Source organism: Streptobacillus felis, assembly GCF_001559775.1.
In the GTDB taxonomy this organism is placed as follows: Bacteria; Fusobacteriota; Fusobacteriia; order Fusobacteriales; family Leptotrichiaceae; genus Streptobacillus; species Streptobacillus felis.
On sequence record NZ_LOHX01000141.1, the window covers coordinates 16,571 to 32,299 of the forward strand.

Here is a 15,729-nt window from a genome sequence, read left to right on the forward strand (position 1 = left end):
TATTTTATCATTTTAGTATTTTTTTATCAATAAAAATATACAAATAAATCACGCTTAAATTATTTAAAAAGCTAGTAAAAATCAATAAAATGTGATATAATTAAGATAATAAAATAATTAAAATTGGAGGGAATATGTCAGAGAAAAATTATGGTGGAGAAAGCATCACAGTCTTAGAAGGTCTAGATGCTGTTAGAGTTAGACCAGGAATGTATATAGGGACTACTTCTTCAAGAGGATTACATCACTTAGTATGGGAAATAGTAGATAATAGTATAGATGAAGCTCTTGCAGGAGTTTGTGACACTATAACAGTTAGAATGCTTCCAGATTCAGAAATAGAAATATCAGATAATGGTAGGGGTATACCTACCGAGATGCATAAATCAGGAAAATCAACTCTGGAAGTAGTAATGACAGTATTACATGCTGGAGGTAAATTTGATAATTCAAACTATCAATTTTCAGGAGGATTACATGGAGTTGGAGTATCTGTAGTTAATGCCTTATCTGAAAAACTTGAAGCTACTGTAACAAGAGATGGGAAAGTAGTAAGACAAATATTTTCAAAAGGTAATGCTATAACTGAAGCTTTAGAAATAGGAAAAGCACCTGCTAAAGCACATGGTACTACTATAAAATTTAAGCCTGATGCAACGATTTTTGAAACTATATTGTTTGATTATGATGTATTACAAAGAAGGCTTAAGGAACTTGCCTACTTAAATCAAGGAATAAAAATAATATTAATTGATGAAAGAAAACCAGATAAAGTAAAAGAAGAAACTTTCCATTTTGAAGGTGGTATAGTTGATTTCGTTACAGAACTTGTTGGTAATGATAAAATAATAGATGAAGTAATATATATGAAAGAAAAAGTTATGCTTAGTGAGGGAGAAGTAGATGATGAAGGTAATCCTATCCCTGATAAATATTCTGAAGTAGAAATTGCTTTGATATATAAGAACTCACAATCTACAGTAGAGTATTCATTTGTTAATAATATTAATACTTCAGATGGTGGAACGCACGTATCTGGATTAAGAAGTGCTTTAACTAGAACTATTAATGACTTAGCTAAGGAAGCTAATAGTAAAAATGAATTCAAGGGAGAAGATGTAAGAGAAGGTTTAGTATATGTTTTAAGCTTAAAATTCCCTGAACCTCAATTTGAATCACAAACTAAGGCTAAATTAGGTTCATCTGAAGCTACAAGTATAGTTTCAGGTGTAGTAGGTAATAAACTTAAAATGTATTTAGAAGATCATCCTAAAGACTGTAAAGTAATTATAGATAAAATAGCTATATCAAAACAAGCTAGGGAAGCTGCAAAAAGAGCTAGAGATTTAGTAACTAAGAAAAATGAATTCAGTTTAGGTGGTCTTCCAGGTAAACTTGCAGATTGTCAATCAAAAGACCCTGAAGTTTCAGAAATATTCATAGTCGAAGGAGATTCAGCTGGTGGTTCTGCAAAACAAGGAAGATTTAAAGAATTCCAAGCTATATTACCATTACGTGGTAAGATACTAAATGTTGAAAAAGCAAATGAACATAAAATACTTGAAAATTCAGAAATAAAAGCTATGATTACTGCTTTTGGTGCTGGTTTTGGAGATAAGTTTGACATAGAAAAATTAAGATATCATAAGATAATAATAATGACAGATGCCGATGTTGATGGTGCTCATATTAGAACACTTATGCTTACTTTCTTCTATAGATATTTAAGAGAATTAATTAATAATGGACATATATATATTGCACAGCCACCTTTATATAAAGTTACAACTAAGAGTGGTAAGAAAGAACAAATTAAATATGCATATTCTGATGAGCAATTAAAAAACATTACTAGAGTGCTTGATGAAAAATTAGGTGTAGATAATAATGGTAAAAATAGATACAATGTTCAAAGATATAAAGGGTTAGGAGAAATGAATCCAGACCAGTTAAAAGAAACAACTATGGACCCAGATATTAGAACTTTATTAAAAGTTACTTTAGAAGATGCACAATATGCAGATAAGATGTTCTCTATACTAATGGGAGATAAAGTAGAACCAAGAAGAGAATTTATTGAAGAACATGCAAATTATGTTAGAAATTTAGATATTTAAGGAGGCTATAATGGCAGATATATTTGATAAAGAAGATGAAATATTAGAAGAAGATATAGATTCAACGCTAGACCAAGATAGCCAAAGTGCTATAGAAGCTGTTATGAAAAAAACAGAGATGTCTAATGAAGAATTGATATATATAGAAGACGAAATAAAAGCATCATATTTAGATTATTCTATGAGTGTTATTGTTTCAAGGGCCTTACCAGATGTAAGAGATGGATTAAAGCCAGTTCATAGAAGAATACTTTATGCTATGGATGAATTAAAAATGAATCATAATAGTCCATATAAGAAATCAGCAAGACTAGTAGGGGAAGTATTAGGTAAGTATCACCCACATGGAGATAGTGCAGTTTACAACTCTATGGTAAGAATGGCTCAAGATTTTAATACTAGATATATGTTAGTAGATGGACATGGAAACTTTGGATCTATAGATGGAGATAGTGCTGCGGCAATGAGATATACTGAGGCAAGAATGTCTAAGATTGCTGAAGAAATGCTTGTGGATATTAATAAGGACACTATAGACTGGAGAAAGAACTTTGATGAAAGTTTAGATGAACCAACTGTATTACCTGCTAAATTACCTAACCTATTATTAAATGGTACTACAGGTATAGCAGTAGGTATGGCAACTAATATACCACCTCATAATTTAGGAGAGGTTGCAGATGGTATAGTTGCACTAATAGATAATAGAGATATTAGTATAGATGAATTAATTACTCATATCAAAGGACCTGATTTTCCTACTGGAGGTATAATATATGGAAAATCTGGTATTTATTCAGCATATAAGACAGGTAGAGGAAAAGTAAGAGTAAGTGCAAGAACTGAAATTGTTACTGATAAAAAAGGAAAGCAAAGTATAGTAATTACAGAACTTCCTTATCAAGTTAATAAGTCTAACCTTATTAAAAGAATAGGTGAACTTGTTAAAGATAAGATAATTACAGGTATTTCTGATTTAGCTGACCTTTCTAACTTAGAAGGAATAAGAATAGTTATAGATATTAAAAGGGGAGAAGAAGCTGAGATAGTATTAAATAAATTACTTAAATTTACAGATCTTCAAACTACTTTTGGTATCATAATGCTTGCTTTAGTAAATAACGCTCCTAAAGTACTTAATTTAAAAGAAATATTAGAAAAATATCTAGAACATAGATATGATGTAATTACAAGAAAGACAATATTTGATTTAAATAAGGCTAAAGATAGAGCACATATATTAGAAGGATTAAGAAAAGCACTAGATCATATAGATGAAATAATAAAGACTATTAGAGGAAGTAAAACTAGAGCTTTAGCTAAAGAATCTTTAATAGAAAAATTTGCATTTACTGAAATACAAGCAGATGCAATACTTGATATGAGATTGCATAGATTAACAGGACTTGCAAGAGAAGAAATAGATGCAGAATATGAAAAATTAATGCTATTTATTAAAGATCTTGAAGATATACTTGCAAAAGATGAAAGAAAATATGTTATCATAAAAGAAGAAGTTTTAGAATTAAAACAAAAATATGGAGATGTTAGAAGAACTGATATAGAAAATGATAGATTTGAAATTAATATTGAAGACCTAATTAAAAATGAAGATGTTATAGTAACAATTACTAAGAGAGGATATGCAAAACGTATGTCACTTGATAGCTATAAATCTCAAAAAAGAGGTGGAAAAGGAGTTTCAAATACAACTACTATAGAAGATGATGTATTAAAAGATCTATTTACTGCTAAAACACTAGATACTTTAATGGTATTTAGTGATAAAGGTAAGGTATATTCTATAAAAGTTTATGAAATACCTGAAGTAAGTAAGCAAGCTAGAGGTAAGTTAATAGGTAATATTATTGAACTTGATGAAAATGAAAAGATTTCTGTAATTATTCCTGTTGATGAAATAGAAAATGATAATAGAGATTTAATTTTCATTACTAGAAATGGTATAGCTAAGAAAACTAAGATAGCTGAGTTTAAAACTATAAACAGAAATGGTAAAATAGCAATTTCATTTAAGGATGATGAAGATGAAGTTAAATTTGTTGGAATTACATCTGGTAGTGAAAAAGATGAAATCTTTATTTCTACTAAAGGTGGAATGGCAGTAAGATTTAAAGAAGAAGACATACGTTCTATGGGAAGAACTGCAGCTGGAGTTAGAGCTATTAAGTTAAATGAAGGTGATGAAGTTGTTTCTGCTGATGTAATTTATACAGATAATAATGTTGAACAAATGAGTGTATTAAGTGTTACTTCACTTGGTATAGGTAAGAAGACATATTTATCTGAATATAATACGATTAAAAGAGGTGGAAAAGGAGTTAAAAACTACAATCTAGAAAGAAGAAGTAAAGAAGAAAGTGAAAATCACTTTGTTGTTTACTCAACTATTATAGATCCTAGTGATGAAAATTCAGAAAATATGGAACTTGTTGCTATTTCAACTACAGGTACTGTAATACGTATCAAGATTAAAGATTTACCTGTTGTAGGAAGAAATAGTAAAGGTGTTAAAATACAGTCTCTGAAATATAAGGAATATTTAGTTTCTGCTGATAGAGTAGCAGCTGAAACTACAGACGAAGAAGAAATAGTAGAAGAATAGGAGTGATGGTATGAATATGAAAAGATTTTTGTTTTTATTAACAAATGAGGTAGAAATAAATGAGTTTTTAAAATTATCTAAATCTTTGGATGAAAAATACCCACATATAGAAAAAGATGTAGTATACATTAAAGATATTATGAAATATGATATTTTTCCATTAACTATACAAGGTATGGGTGTTAGTGCTAATACTAATCTATTAATAGAGGACTATTTAAAATTAGAAGACGATGTATTTGAAAAATACAAAGAAAAATTATCTGAAGGTAACTTTAGAAAAATATATTCACTTGAGGGCGAAATAGTAGAAGTAGCAATGGAAGAATTAAAAGCTTATGATCTATTAGTTGTATGTAGAACTGAAAATGGAACTATTAGTGATAATTTACATTCTTTATTAAAACAGCACTATAAACCTATGTTAATATTATCTATAACTGATAAAGAATATTCATTTGACAATGTTCTTATGTTAAATGATGGTGGATTTATGGTAAATAGAACTGTATATGATTATTTTGACACATTTGGAGTTCGTGATATAGATGTATTAAGAGTTAATGTAGAAGATAGAAATAGATTAACTGAAAGATTTGGTTCAAATTGTAATATTATAGACAGAACTGGAGATGAAGTATCTATAATACTTTCTGAAGTTCCTAAATATGACTTAATATTAATGGGTGTATTAAAATACTCTATAATCTTTGAAAGATTAACAGGGCAAGTAGGTCTTAAAGTATTTGAAAAAACTGAAACACCTATATATATGGGGTGATGACATGAAAGTTCTTTTATGTTCAGATTCTCATACAGATTTAAAATATTTTTATGAAGTAATAACTAAAGAAAAACCTGAATTAATAATATTTGCAGGTGATCATAGTATAGATGCTATAGAAATGTCATATGCAGTCGATATACCATTTCATATAGTAAAGGGAAACTGTGATTATTTTGATGATGAAACTAAAGAAACACTAGAGTTAGAAATAGAGTCTATGGGTAAAGTAATACTTACCCATGGACATTTATTTGGAGTAAAATCTAATATGAATAAAATATATGAGTTTGGAAGTCAAAAAAATGCTAATTATGTAATTTTTGGCCATACACACATACAACATAGAAGTGAATTTAATAATACTATATATATTAACCCAGGAGCTATAGTAAATCATGAATATGCAATTATAGAAAATGGTACTTTAGAATTTAAGGGAGGAAAAAAATGAGTAATGTAGTAAAACCACGTAAAATTTTTGAAACTGTAATGCTGTGGTTATTATCATTTTGTCTATTAATAAACCTATTATTATTAGCAAAAGTTGGAGATATTTTCTACAAACTTAAAGGTAAAATAACAAGTCAAACAGATTTTGTTACTTTGGTTAAGAAATTGTCTGTTATGACAGAAGATTTAAAAGCCTTGGAAGTTTTTGCAACTATATATAGGACTTTCTTACTATTTCTATTAATTACATTTGCTTTTTTCATAATTTTTAGAATAGTAAAAAAACAATATGATAGATTGTTAAAAGGGTCAACAGTAATGATATGGGTTACAAGTATGGCATCAATTTATTATGTATATAGTACTAAAGATATTTTTTATGCCTTAAAAAGTATCACTGAAAGAAAATATGAACAAGGAATTCCAGCAGCACTTTATCTTATGGGTAGAATACAATACATTTTAGATGTTAAATATATTATACAAGTTTTAACAATAATACTTTTAGTATCTACTTCACTTGCAATAATACTTAATGTTAGAACTCTTGTAGGTAAAGAAGATAAGGCTATATGGAAAAAATTAAATATAAGTATATTTAGTTTATGTATGATATTGATTTCTAGTTTAGTAGCTTGGAATATATATATAAAATATGATAATAAAGTATATAAACCATTTGAATATATGGTAAAAAATTATACACACAAAGGTGATAAAATTTATCTTTTTGGTAGTGTAAATATGAGAAAGGTAAATGAAAAAAATCTTGATCCTGTTTTCAGAAATCTATATTTAACAGGTACTAACTTTGAAATAGAAAGACCAGAGGAAGAATTAATTAAAGGTGAAACAAGAAATGTTAAAGTTAGCTTTAATGTTGAAGATAAAGAGTTTCTGAATTTAAAAACTGGTAAAATAGAAGAAACAATAACTATTAATAATGTACCTGAAATAGTTAAATCTATAGATGAAATAAATAGTAAAACAGTATATGAATATTTAGCTAAATATGATGAAAGATATTCAAAATATAGTTTAAATGATGAATTAACTGGTATTTATGAAGGGAATGCTATAGATAATAATAAGGAATATTATTTAATACAAAAGATAAAGTATGATGAATTAAGTTTTACAGATATTGCACAATTTGAAGAAAATGATGAAATATATAAGCTTATATATCTAGGAGTAATTTATAGAAATAATAAGTCAGTAGTAGGACTAGAAGGATTAAACTTAAAACAAGGGACACAATTATTTAAAAATAAGGAAGAATTAATTAATTTACTAAAAGAATATAAAATAGAGAAAGTTAAGTAGTTGGAGGAAAAATGTTAGATAAATTAAAACTGATTAAAGAAAAAGCTTTATCAGATATTGAAAAATTAGATTCTGTACAAGACTTTAATGATTTAAAAGTTAAATACTTAGGTAAAAAAGGTGAATTTACAGCTATAATGAAAGAAATGGGTAATATAGTAGCTGAAAAAAGAAAAGAATTTGGAGCACTTGCAAATGAAGTAAAAAACGAACTACAAGAGAAATTTGATGATAAGTTTACAAAATTAAAGGAAGAGGCTAAAAAAATAAAATTAGAATTTGAAACTTTAGATATTTCATTGCCAGGTAAATCACTTGAAAAATCAAGTTTACATCCACTTACAAAAACTTTAATTGAAATAAAAGAAATAGTAAGTGAAATGGGATTTGATATAGTAGACGGGCCTGAAGTAGAAAGTACTTATTTAAATTTTGATGCATTAAATATTCCAAAGACTCACCCATCAAGAGAATTAACTGACACTTTCTATATTACAGATGATGTAATACTTAGAACACAAACATCACCTGTACAAATTAGATATATGAGAGAACATAAACCTCCTTTTAAAATGATATCTATAGGTAAAGTATATAGACCAGATTATGATGTATCTCATACTCCTATGTTCCATCAAGTTGAAGGACTTATGGTTGGTAAAGATGTAAGTTTTTCTAACTTTAAAGCTATGCTTGAAAGTATAGTACAAAGAATATTTGGAGCGGATAGAAATGTAAGATTCAGACCTCACTTTTTCCCATTTACTGAGCCTAGTGCTGAAATGGATGTTGAATGTGGAGTTTGTAGAGGTAAAGGATGTAGATTATGTAAAAATACTGGATGGCTAGAAATATTAGGTTCTGGTATGGTAAATATTAAAGTATTAGAATCTGCGGGAATAGATGGAGAAGTATATCAAGGTTTTGCATTTGGACTTGGAGTAGAAAGAATTACTATGCTTAAATATGGTATAGATGATTTAAGAGCATTCTTTGAAAATGATATTAGATTTTTAGAACAATTTTAAGTGGAGGAAATATGTTAATTTCATTAAATTGGTTAAGAGAATATATAGATCTTGACAAAAATATAGATATAAAGGAATTAGAAAATGCCTTAACTATGATAGGGCAAGAAGTAGAGAAAATAGAAAAGCAAGGAGAGCACTTAACTAAAGTATTAACTGCTAAGGTTTTAGAAAAAGTTCCTCATCCAAATTCTGATCACATAAGTATATGCCAAGTTGACAATGGAACTGAGGTATTACAAGTATTATGTGGAGCACCTAATCATAAAGTTGGAGATATAGTTGCTATGGCTCAAATTGGTGCAGAACTTGAAGAAGGATTTGTAATTAAAAAAGCTAAAATCAGAGGAGAAGAATCAAATGGAATGCTTTGCTCTGAAACTGAAATGAAAATAGGAAAAGATCATGATGGAATAATGATATTACCACAAGATACTAAACTTGGTATTCCTATGAATGAATATTTAGGTTTAGATGACATAGTATTTGAATTAGAAATAACACCTAATAGACCTGATTGTCTTTCTCATTTAGGTATAGCAAGAGAACTTGCTGCATATTACTCAAAAGTATTAAAAGTTCCTACAAATGAAGTAGTAGTAGAAGGAAAAGAAAATGTTGAAATATCTATAGAAGAAGGTTTATCTAATAGATATTTAGCTAGAGTAATTAAAGGTGTTAAAGTAGGAGAAAGTCCTAAATGGTTAAAAAATAGATTAGAAGCTGTAGGAATTAGAAGTATAAACAACATAGTGGATATTTCTAATTATGTAATGATGGAAACTAATCAACCTAACCATATATTTGACTTTAACAAATTTAATTCAAATAAGGTTACTGTTTCAAGAGCTAAAAATGAAGAGGTTTTCGTAACTCTAGATGAAAAAGAAAGAATATTAGATAATGAAGATATAGTTATTACAAATGGTGAAAAAACTGTTGCACTTGCTGGTGTAATGGGTGGGACTGAAGTAGAAGTTGATGATAATACCACTGATATTTTAATAGAAGTAGCCCATTTTGATAATATTATGGTTAGAAAAACTAATAGGAAATTTGCATTATCTACTGAATCTGCATATAGATTTGAAAGAGCAGTTAATACAGAAAATATGGAATATGTATTAGATAGAATTTCTAGTTTAGTTAAGGAATTAGCTGGAGGAACTATATGCAATATTAATGATAATTATCCTGTTAAACCTGAAACTAAAACTACTACACTTTCTATACCAAGACTATATAGATTTGTTGGTAAAGAGATAGAAAAAGATAAAATAATAGACATCTTTGAAAAATTAGAAGTAAAAGTAGAAGATAAAGGAGAAGAACTATTATTAATTGCACCTTCTCATAGACAAGATTTAGTAAATCAATTTGACTATTTTGAAGAAGTAATACGTATGGTAGGATTTGATAGTATAGAAAATGTAATGCCAACTATTAAATTAAGTAAGGATAGATTGGAAGATACTACTAAATTTGTAACTGATATTAAGAAAATTACTTCTAATTTAGGATTAAGAGAAGTAATAAATTACAGCTTTATTCCTAAAAATGCATTAGAAAAAGTGTTGTTTGAAATATCTAGTGAAAATGTTATAGAAATAAAAAACCCTATAGTAGAAGAATTTAGTATTTTAAGACCAACACTTATGTACTCTCTAATAAAAAATGTTAGAGATAATGTAAATAGAGGAGCTGCTGACATAAGATTCTTTGAAGTAAGTAAAAGATTTACTAAAGAAAATGTACAAAAAGTTGATGAAAAGGCAGTAGAATTAGGTCAAATGCAAGTATTTGAAAAAGAAACTCTAGCATTAGTACTTTCAGGAAGTAAAATTAAAAATATATGGAATGCAAAACCAGAAAATTATGACTTCTATGATATGAAAGGTGTTGTTGAAGCATTATTTGAAAAAATAGGATTTAATAAATACCAAATTAGAAGAAGCTCTAATAAGGCTTATCATCCAGGTAGAAGTGTAGATGTATTTGTTGGTAAGGAATTAGTTGCAACATATGGAGAGTTACATCCTGATGTATTAGAAAATATGGATGCAGAAAAATGTAACATACTTTATGCAGAAGTATATTTAGATCTAATTAAAAAATATATTTCAAATAATGTTAAGTATAAAGGACTAAGTAAATACCAATCAGTTCCAAGGGATATAGCTATAGTAGTTAATGAAAATGTATTAGTAGGAGAAATGCTTAAGACTATAGAAAAAGCAGATAAATTAATAGAAAAAGTTGAATTATTTGATATATATCAAGGACTTGGAATTGAAAAAGGATATAAGTCTGTTGCTATAAGTATAGTAATGAGAGATGATAATAAAACTCTAGAAGAAAAAGATATAGTTGAAGTTATGAATAAAATAATAAATAAATTAACTAAAGATTTTGGAGCTACATTAAGAGTATAATGAAATATTGTGTATTTTTAAATGGAGAGTATCCAGAATTTACAAAGTATCATTTAGAGTTATTAAAAGATAGAATAATATATTGTGCAGATGGGGGAACTAACTTTGCTTATAAGCAGGGGATAGTTCCTCATACTATAGTAGGAGATTTAGATTCAATTAGTCCAGAAGTTCTTAGTTATTATAAAAATAAGGGTGTTAAAATACATGATTATTCAAGTGATAAAGATTATACTGATTTTGGTATAGCCTTATTACATATTTGTGGGTTTGATAAAGTTGGTATGAATGATAGATTTCAAAGAGAAGAAATAGATTTTTATCAAGAAAAAGATGTGTTAGTATTTGGCGCTACTGGCGGAAGAATGGATATGTCTATAGGTAATGCTAAATTACTGGCTAAAAATAAAAATATGAAGTATATTAGTCATAAAAATGAATTAATGTATTATGTTGATAAGGAAGATATTATTAAAAATATGTCAGGTAAAAAATTTTCTTTGATACCTTTATCTGATTTAAAAGAATTAACTCTTGAAGGATTTGTATATAATCTTAAGGATAAAGATATATCAAGAGATATGTCTCTTGTTAGTAATATTATTAAAGAAGATGTTGCAACAGTAAATGCAAAAAGTGGAGATATGTTAATAATTATAAAGATATAAGAAGAAACATTTGAAAATTTGGATTCTTTGTAATTAATGGGTGGATGAGAAAAAATAGAATTGTGTAAAATAATTTTTTAGTGATATAAAATGCCCTTTCAAAAAATGTTTTAACAATAAAAGGAGAATCCTAATTTTTTAGTATTCTCCATTTTTTTGTTATCTAAAGTTAATAATTATACTATTTTCAACTAGGTATGCACTTTTAACATCTTTAGGATATCTATAGCTGTATATTTCAGTATTGTCTAAAGTTGCATACACAACAGCATTAGTAATTTGTTTTATTACTTCATCTTGTATATTACCTTTTACTTCTTTAACTCTTACATTTTTAGTATAAATTTTACCATCTTGAACTCTAATATCACTTTCTAAATGAACTATTGCAGTTTGTGATGTTTTACCAAATAAAGCACCAACTACAGAACTAGTTTCAGCTGAAAGAATAATGTTTAATCTATAGTCTTTTACATATACATCTCTGATAGTAATTTCACCTTTTGCAAGGAATAAGTCTATTCTATTATCCACCTTCTGTGCTAAGTTTGCACGAATTTCACTGTTTGGAACACGGTAATCAGTAACATTTAACATAGTACATGAAAACATCGTGAAACCAAATAAAATTGCCATTAAAAATTTTTTCATATTATATCACTCCTTTTTTATTAAAAACTAAATTTTGATCCTATACCTAGAGTAAAATATTGAGGATAACCTGCACTTATTTCACTAGTGAATCTATTTTTGTAAGTAAATCCGAATTTTGCTTTTACAGAAAATTTATTTATAGATTTATCATTTACAATATAATGATAAGAACCTAAAGAAGCACCAGTATATAATTTGTAGTCATCTTTAATTTTTCCACTTACTTCAGTTAAAATAAATGGTGAAATGAAAGGATGTATATTTTTAACTGATTTAATATATGTATTTTTCTCTAGCTCTAATTTTTCTTTTTCTTCACCATTTGAAGATGATATTTTTTCTTCATAATCTTTTACTTTATCTTCAAATTTTTTTTCTTCTTCATTACTTAATATTTTTTTACTTATACCACCTAGTAATCCAGTACCTAGATTTACATTTATAGGATATTTTTTTATTCTTATTACTTTAGATAATGAAAGTTCAATACCTCCATCTAAAGAAGTATTGTTCATTTCTGTACTTTGAAATCCACTTATACTTCCTTGGCCTAGTACTTTAACTTCTGTCTCTGATAGGCTAAAAATAGATGTAAAAATGAATAAAATTAAAAACTTTTTCATAATATCAACAACCTTTATTTAAATTCTAAACTATTAACTTTTTCACCATCAACATTTACAAGATCATACATAGCTCCAGTTGATTTATCAATTAAATGTCCTCCTGGAACAAAAATATTTCCAACTATATATGCTAATACATTTGTTTTAGGTAATATTGCTACAGTTTTATCTCCTGATGTTATAAAATATTTTGCACCTACACCTGATTGGTTATCTATTCTTTTTAAGTTTACAAATAAAGTTCCTTTACCCTTTTTTAATACATTACCTTTTTCATCTTTAACTATAATTTCTTTTCCTGAATTAGATCTAATATCTAATGGTTGATGTAAACCATTAACTATACTTGAACAACTAGTTAAAGCAAAAATTGTAGAAATTAATATTAGTGATTTTTTCATTTTTTATTTACCTTTCTAAGTGCTGAAATAATTCTGTCAAAATTCTTTTCTAAGTCTTTTTCAAAAGTATCTTTTGCATACTTACCATTAGTCATGTGCAGCAATTGTTCAACTACTACTCCAGTTTCTTTTTGAATTGCCTTTGTGTAAGGAGAACTTGCACCATCAGATTCAAAAAGTATATCAATTTTATATTTCTTTATTAAATCTATAGCTATTTTTAAATCATTTGCACTAGGTTTATTATGATTTTTAGGTTCTATAACTACTCCAACCTTTATTCCTAATTCACCAAGTATATAGTCATAACCACCGTGAGTTGTTGCTACAGTAAGATTTTTACCTTTTCTTAATTCAGCTATTTCTTTTATTTTTTTTGATTTAATATTAGATAATTTTTTACTATAATCTCTTGCATTTTTTAAAAAATAACTTCCATTTGCACTATCTAGTTTAGCTAATTCTTTTGCTATAGTATTTATTTGTTGAATTGAAGCTTGTGTAGATATAAATGTATGAGTATTAACTGATTTATTGCTTCCACGTTCACCTGAAACAGGAAGAAGTGAAACATTTTTATTTGAATTAATAATTACTATTTTCTTATTATTAGATGCCTTAACAAGATTATACATATAATCATCTATGCCTGTACCATTAATAATTATTACATCTAAATTAGCAATTTTTTTTACTTCATCTGGTGATGGTTGATATGCATGTACATCTACATCTGCAGGTAAAATTTGTATAACTTCTGCCCTTTCACCTACAATATTTGAAGTAAATGAATAATAAGGTAGCATACTTACTCCTATTTTAAGCTTTGCTAAAGACACATTACTTATTAATAATAGTAACATAATTAATTTAAAAACTATTTTCTTCATTATACCTCCGTTCTATGTTAAATTATATCATTATTCAATACATATTTCAATAAGGTAATAATTTTAGACTATGTAAAATTTTTTTCAAACAAGTTAAAGAAATTGAAATTATTTTTTCATAATTACCTTGCTTTTTTTTTTGAATAGAGGTAAAATAAATATAGAACAAAAATAGGAGGCACTATATGATAATCAAAAATGCAAAAATATTTGATGGGGATAAATTTATTCCTGAAAATGTTGTAATATTAAATGGAGATAAAATTGAAAAAATTACAACTGTATCTGAACTTACTGAAGATTTAATGTCTAAACATGAAGTAGTGGATATAGATGGTAAAGTACTATCACCTGGTTTCATCGATTTACAATTAAATGGTTGTGGTGGAGTATTATTTAATGATGAAATTACAGTTGAAACTTTAAAAATAATGAACGAAACAAATAAAAAATATGGTTGTACTTCATTTTTACCTACATTAATTACATCACCTGATGAAAAGATTCTTAAAGCTTTAAAATTAATCGATGAAATTAAAGATACAAAAGAAGAAATAGGTGTATTAGGATTACATATTGAAGGGCCATATATTAGTGTAGAAAAAAAAGGTGTACATAGACCAGACTATATTAGAGTATTAAGTGATGAAATGATAGAAGAAATATCTAAAAGAGGTTATGAAGGTGTTAAAATAATTACTATAGCACCAGAAAATGCACTAGTTAAGCATTTAAAATCTTTAAAAGATAGTAAGATTAATATAGCTTTAGGACACACTAATGCAACATATGCACAAATAGAAGAAAAAGCTGAATATTTTACTCATGCTACACATTTTTTTAATGCAATGCGTCCTTTTGATTCAAGAGAGCCTGGGGTAATAGGTTATTTATTAGATAAGAAAAACATACAATGTGGAATAATTGTTGATGGATTACATGCAAGCTTTCCATCAGTAAGGGTGGTTAAGGAAGTAATGAAATCAAACATGTATGTTGTAACAGATGCTGTTGCTCCTATGGGAACTGATATGCCAGAATTTATTTTTGAAGGCCACTTAGTTCGTCATGAAAATGGTAAATGTTGGGATCCTAAGACAGGATCACTTGGTGGGGCAGCAATAGATATGATGTCAAGTGTTAAAAACCTAATTAAAGAAGTAAAAATAAGTGAAGAAGAAGCATTACGTATGGCAACATCTTATCCGGCTAAAGCTGTTCAAGTTGAAGATAGATATGGATATATTAAAGAAGGATATATTGCAGATTTAACTTACTATAATGAAAACTATATAGTAGAAGGAACTATTGCAAAAGGTAAATTACAAAGATATTAAGGGGCTTAAGCTCCTTTTTATTTTTCTATAGGAAATTATAACTCTAATAAAGTGTGTATATTTTTATTAATTCAAATAATTGAATAATTATAATGATATAAAAAGAATGCACTTTATATATTCAAGTAGCACAAAATTACCTATTTGAATAATAGGCCATTAGGGTTATAGAATTTATGAATAGGTCGGCCAAAAGCACTACTTACAAGAAGTTCATAAGCTTCAAGATAAATATTACAATTAGGACACATAAAAGGATCAAATTCCCAAATAGCTTTAAAGTTCTTTCTAAAAAGTGAAGGAACTTTTTTAAGTTCAATTTTAAATAAAGCAAGAGCTGATTTTAACTTATCAGATTTTCTTCTAGCATAGAAACCAAATCTATTAATC

At 27.3% G+C, this 15,729-nt stretch carries 13 protein-coding genes and 1 pseudogene; 9 read left to right on the forward strand and 5 right to left on the reverse strand.

The window, feature by feature from the left end; translation table 11 throughout:
* The first annotated feature begins 134 nt into the window (after nt 1–134).
* From gyrB to AYC60_RS02550, 8 genes are all read left to right on the forward strand, one after another.
* Nucleotides 135–2,117 (forward strand): DNA topoisomerase (ATP-hydrolyzing) subunit B, encoded by a 1,983-nt coding sequence (gene gyrB / locus AYC60_RS02515; RefSeq protein WP_067320911.1) that lies wholly within the window; start codon nt 135–137, stop codon nt 2,115–2,117.
* Between the two features lie 118 nt (nt 2,118–2,235).
* A complete protein-coding gene (gyrA, locus tag AYC60_RS02520; protein WP_067320945.1) occupies nt 2,236–4,740 on the forward strand; it encodes a DNA gyrase subunit A in 2,505 nt (834 codons plus the stop codon).
* Nucleotides 4,741–4,750: 10 nt separating this feature from the next.
* Nucleotides 4,751–5,521 (forward strand): hypothetical protein, encoded by a 771-nt coding sequence (locus AYC60_RS02525; RefSeq protein ID WP_067320913.1) that lies wholly within the window; start codon nt 4,751–4,753, stop codon nt 5,519–5,521.
* A gap of 4 nt (nt 5,522–5,525) precedes the next feature.
* Nucleotides 5,526–5,978: a YfcE family phosphodiesterase gene (locus AYC60_RS02530; RefSeq protein ID WP_067320916.1), complete on the forward strand. Its 453-nt coding sequence runs from the start codon at nt 5,526–5,528 to the stop codon at nt 5,976–5,978.
* Nucleotides 5,975–7,303, forward strand: a complete 1,329-nt coding sequence (locus tag AYC60_RS02535; protein WP_067320919.1) for a hypothetical protein — start codon at nt 5,975–5,977, stop codon at nt 7,301–7,303. Before AYC60_RS02530 ends, AYC60_RS02535 begins: the two co-directional genes overlap by 4 nt.
* An 11-nt stretch (nt 7,304–7,314) precedes the next feature.
* Nucleotides 7,315–8,331 (forward strand): phenylalanine--tRNA ligase subunit alpha, encoded by a 1,017-nt coding sequence (gene pheS / locus AYC60_RS02540; RefSeq protein ID WP_067320922.1) that lies wholly within the window; start codon nt 7,315–7,317, stop codon nt 8,329–8,331.
* 11 nt (nt 8,332–8,342) lie between these two features.
* Entirely contained in the window at nt 8,343–10,763 is a 2,421-nt protein-coding gene (gene pheT, locus AYC60_RS02545; protein WP_067320925.1) for a phenylalanine--tRNA ligase subunit beta, read from the forward strand.
* Nucleotides 10,763–11,431, forward strand: coding sequence for a thiamine diphosphokinase (locus AYC60_RS02550; RefSeq protein ID WP_067320928.1), 669 nt, complete (start codon nt 10,763–10,765; stop codon nt 11,429–11,431). The genes pheT and AYC60_RS02550 overlap by 1 nt, the downstream gene beginning before the upstream one ends.
* Nucleotides 11,432–11,590: 159 nt before the next feature.
* Here the strand turns inward: AYC60_RS02550 and AYC60_RS02555 are convergent, their stop codons facing one another.
* From AYC60_RS02555 to AYC60_RS02570, 4 genes are read right to left on the reverse strand one after another with little or no spacing between them, the layout of a single operon-like run.
* Nucleotides 11,591–12,082: a hypothetical protein gene (locus AYC60_RS02555; protein ID WP_067320931.1), complete on the reverse strand. Its 492-nt coding sequence runs from the start codon at nt 12,080–12,082 to the stop codon at nt 11,591–11,593.
* A gap of 20 nt (nt 12,083–12,102) precedes the next feature.
* Nucleotides 12,103–12,708 carry a hypothetical protein gene (locus AYC60_RS02560; protein ID WP_067320934.1) on the reverse strand — a complete coding sequence of 202 codons (606 nt, stop codon included), beginning with the start codon at nt 12,706–12,708 and terminating at the stop codon, nt 12,103–12,105.
* Between the two features lie 14 nt (nt 12,709–12,722).
* Nucleotides 12,723–13,112, reverse strand: coding sequence for a hypothetical protein (locus AYC60_RS02565; RefSeq protein ID WP_067320937.1), 390 nt, complete (start codon nt 13,110–13,112; stop codon nt 12,723–12,725).
* Nucleotides 13,109–14,002 (reverse strand): metal ABC transporter solute-binding protein, Zn/Mn family, encoded by an 894-nt coding sequence (locus AYC60_RS02570; RefSeq protein WP_067320940.1) that lies wholly within the window; start codon nt 14,000–14,002, stop codon nt 13,109–13,111. Before AYC60_RS02570 ends, AYC60_RS02565 begins: the two co-directional genes overlap by 4 nt.
* Nucleotides 14,003–14,187: 185 nt before the next feature.
* Between AYC60_RS02570 and nagA the strand changes: the two genes are divergently transcribed.
* Complete coding sequence (gene nagA / locus AYC60_RS02575; RefSeq protein WP_067320943.1) at nt 14,188–15,339, forward strand: N-acetylglucosamine-6-phosphate deacetylase; 1,152 nt, start codon at nt 14,188–14,190, stop codon at nt 15,337–15,339.
* A gap of 140 nt (nt 15,340–15,479) precedes the next feature.
* Here the strand turns inward: nagA and AYC60_RS08920 are convergent.
* Nucleotides 15,480–15,729: pseudogene (locus tag AYC60_RS08920) on the reverse strand (IS91 family transposase); the annotation flags it as partial.

Excerpts from the sequence above, each read along its gene's own strand:
- gyrB (WP_067320911.1), top strand. The coding sequence starts at position 135 with ATGTCAGAGAAAAATTATGGTGGAGAAAGCATCACAGTCTTAGAAGGT.
- gyrA (WP_067320945.1), top strand. The coding sequence starts at position 2,236 with ATGTCTAATGAAGAATTGATATATATAGAAGACGAAATAAAAGCATCA.
- AYC60_RS02525 (WP_067320913.1), top strand. The coding sequence starts at position 4,751 with ATGAATATGAAAAGATTTTTGTTTTTATTAACAAATGAGGTAGAAATA.
- AYC60_RS02530 (WP_067320916.1), top strand. The coding sequence starts at position 5,526 with ATGAAAGTTCTTTTATGTTCAGATTCTCATACAGATTTAAAATATTTT.
- AYC60_RS02535 (WP_067320919.1), top strand. The coding sequence starts at position 5,975 with ATGAGTAATGTAGTAAAACCACGTAAAATTTTTGAAACTGTAATGCTG.
- pheS (WP_067320922.1), top strand. The coding sequence starts at position 7,315 with ATGTTAGATAAATTAAAACTGATTAAAGAAAAAGCTTTATCAGATATT.
- pheT (WP_067320925.1), top strand. The coding sequence starts at position 8,343 with ATGTTAATTTCATTAAATTGGTTAAGAGAATATATAGATCTTGACAAA.
- AYC60_RS02550 (WP_067320928.1), top strand. The coding sequence starts at position 10,763 with ATGAAATATTGTGTATTTTTAAATGGAGAGTATCCAGAATTTACAAAG.
- AYC60_RS02555 (WP_067320931.1), bottom strand. The coding sequence starts at position 12,082 with ATGAAAAAATTTTTAATGGCAATTTTATTTGGTTTCACGATGTTTTCA.
- AYC60_RS02560 (WP_067320934.1), bottom strand. The coding sequence starts at position 12,708 with ATGAAAAAGTTTTTAATTTTATTCATTTTTACATCTATTTTTAGCCTA.
- AYC60_RS02565 (WP_067320937.1), bottom strand. The coding sequence starts at position 13,112 with ATGAAAAAATCACTAATATTAATTTCTACAATTTTTGCTTTAACTAGT.
- AYC60_RS02570 (WP_067320940.1), bottom strand. The coding sequence starts at position 14,002 with ATGAAGAAAATAGTTTTTAAATTAATTATGTTACTATTATTAATAAGT.
- nagA (WP_067320943.1), top strand. The coding sequence starts at position 14,188 with ATGATAATCAAAAATGCAAAAATATTTGATGGGGATAAATTTATTCCT.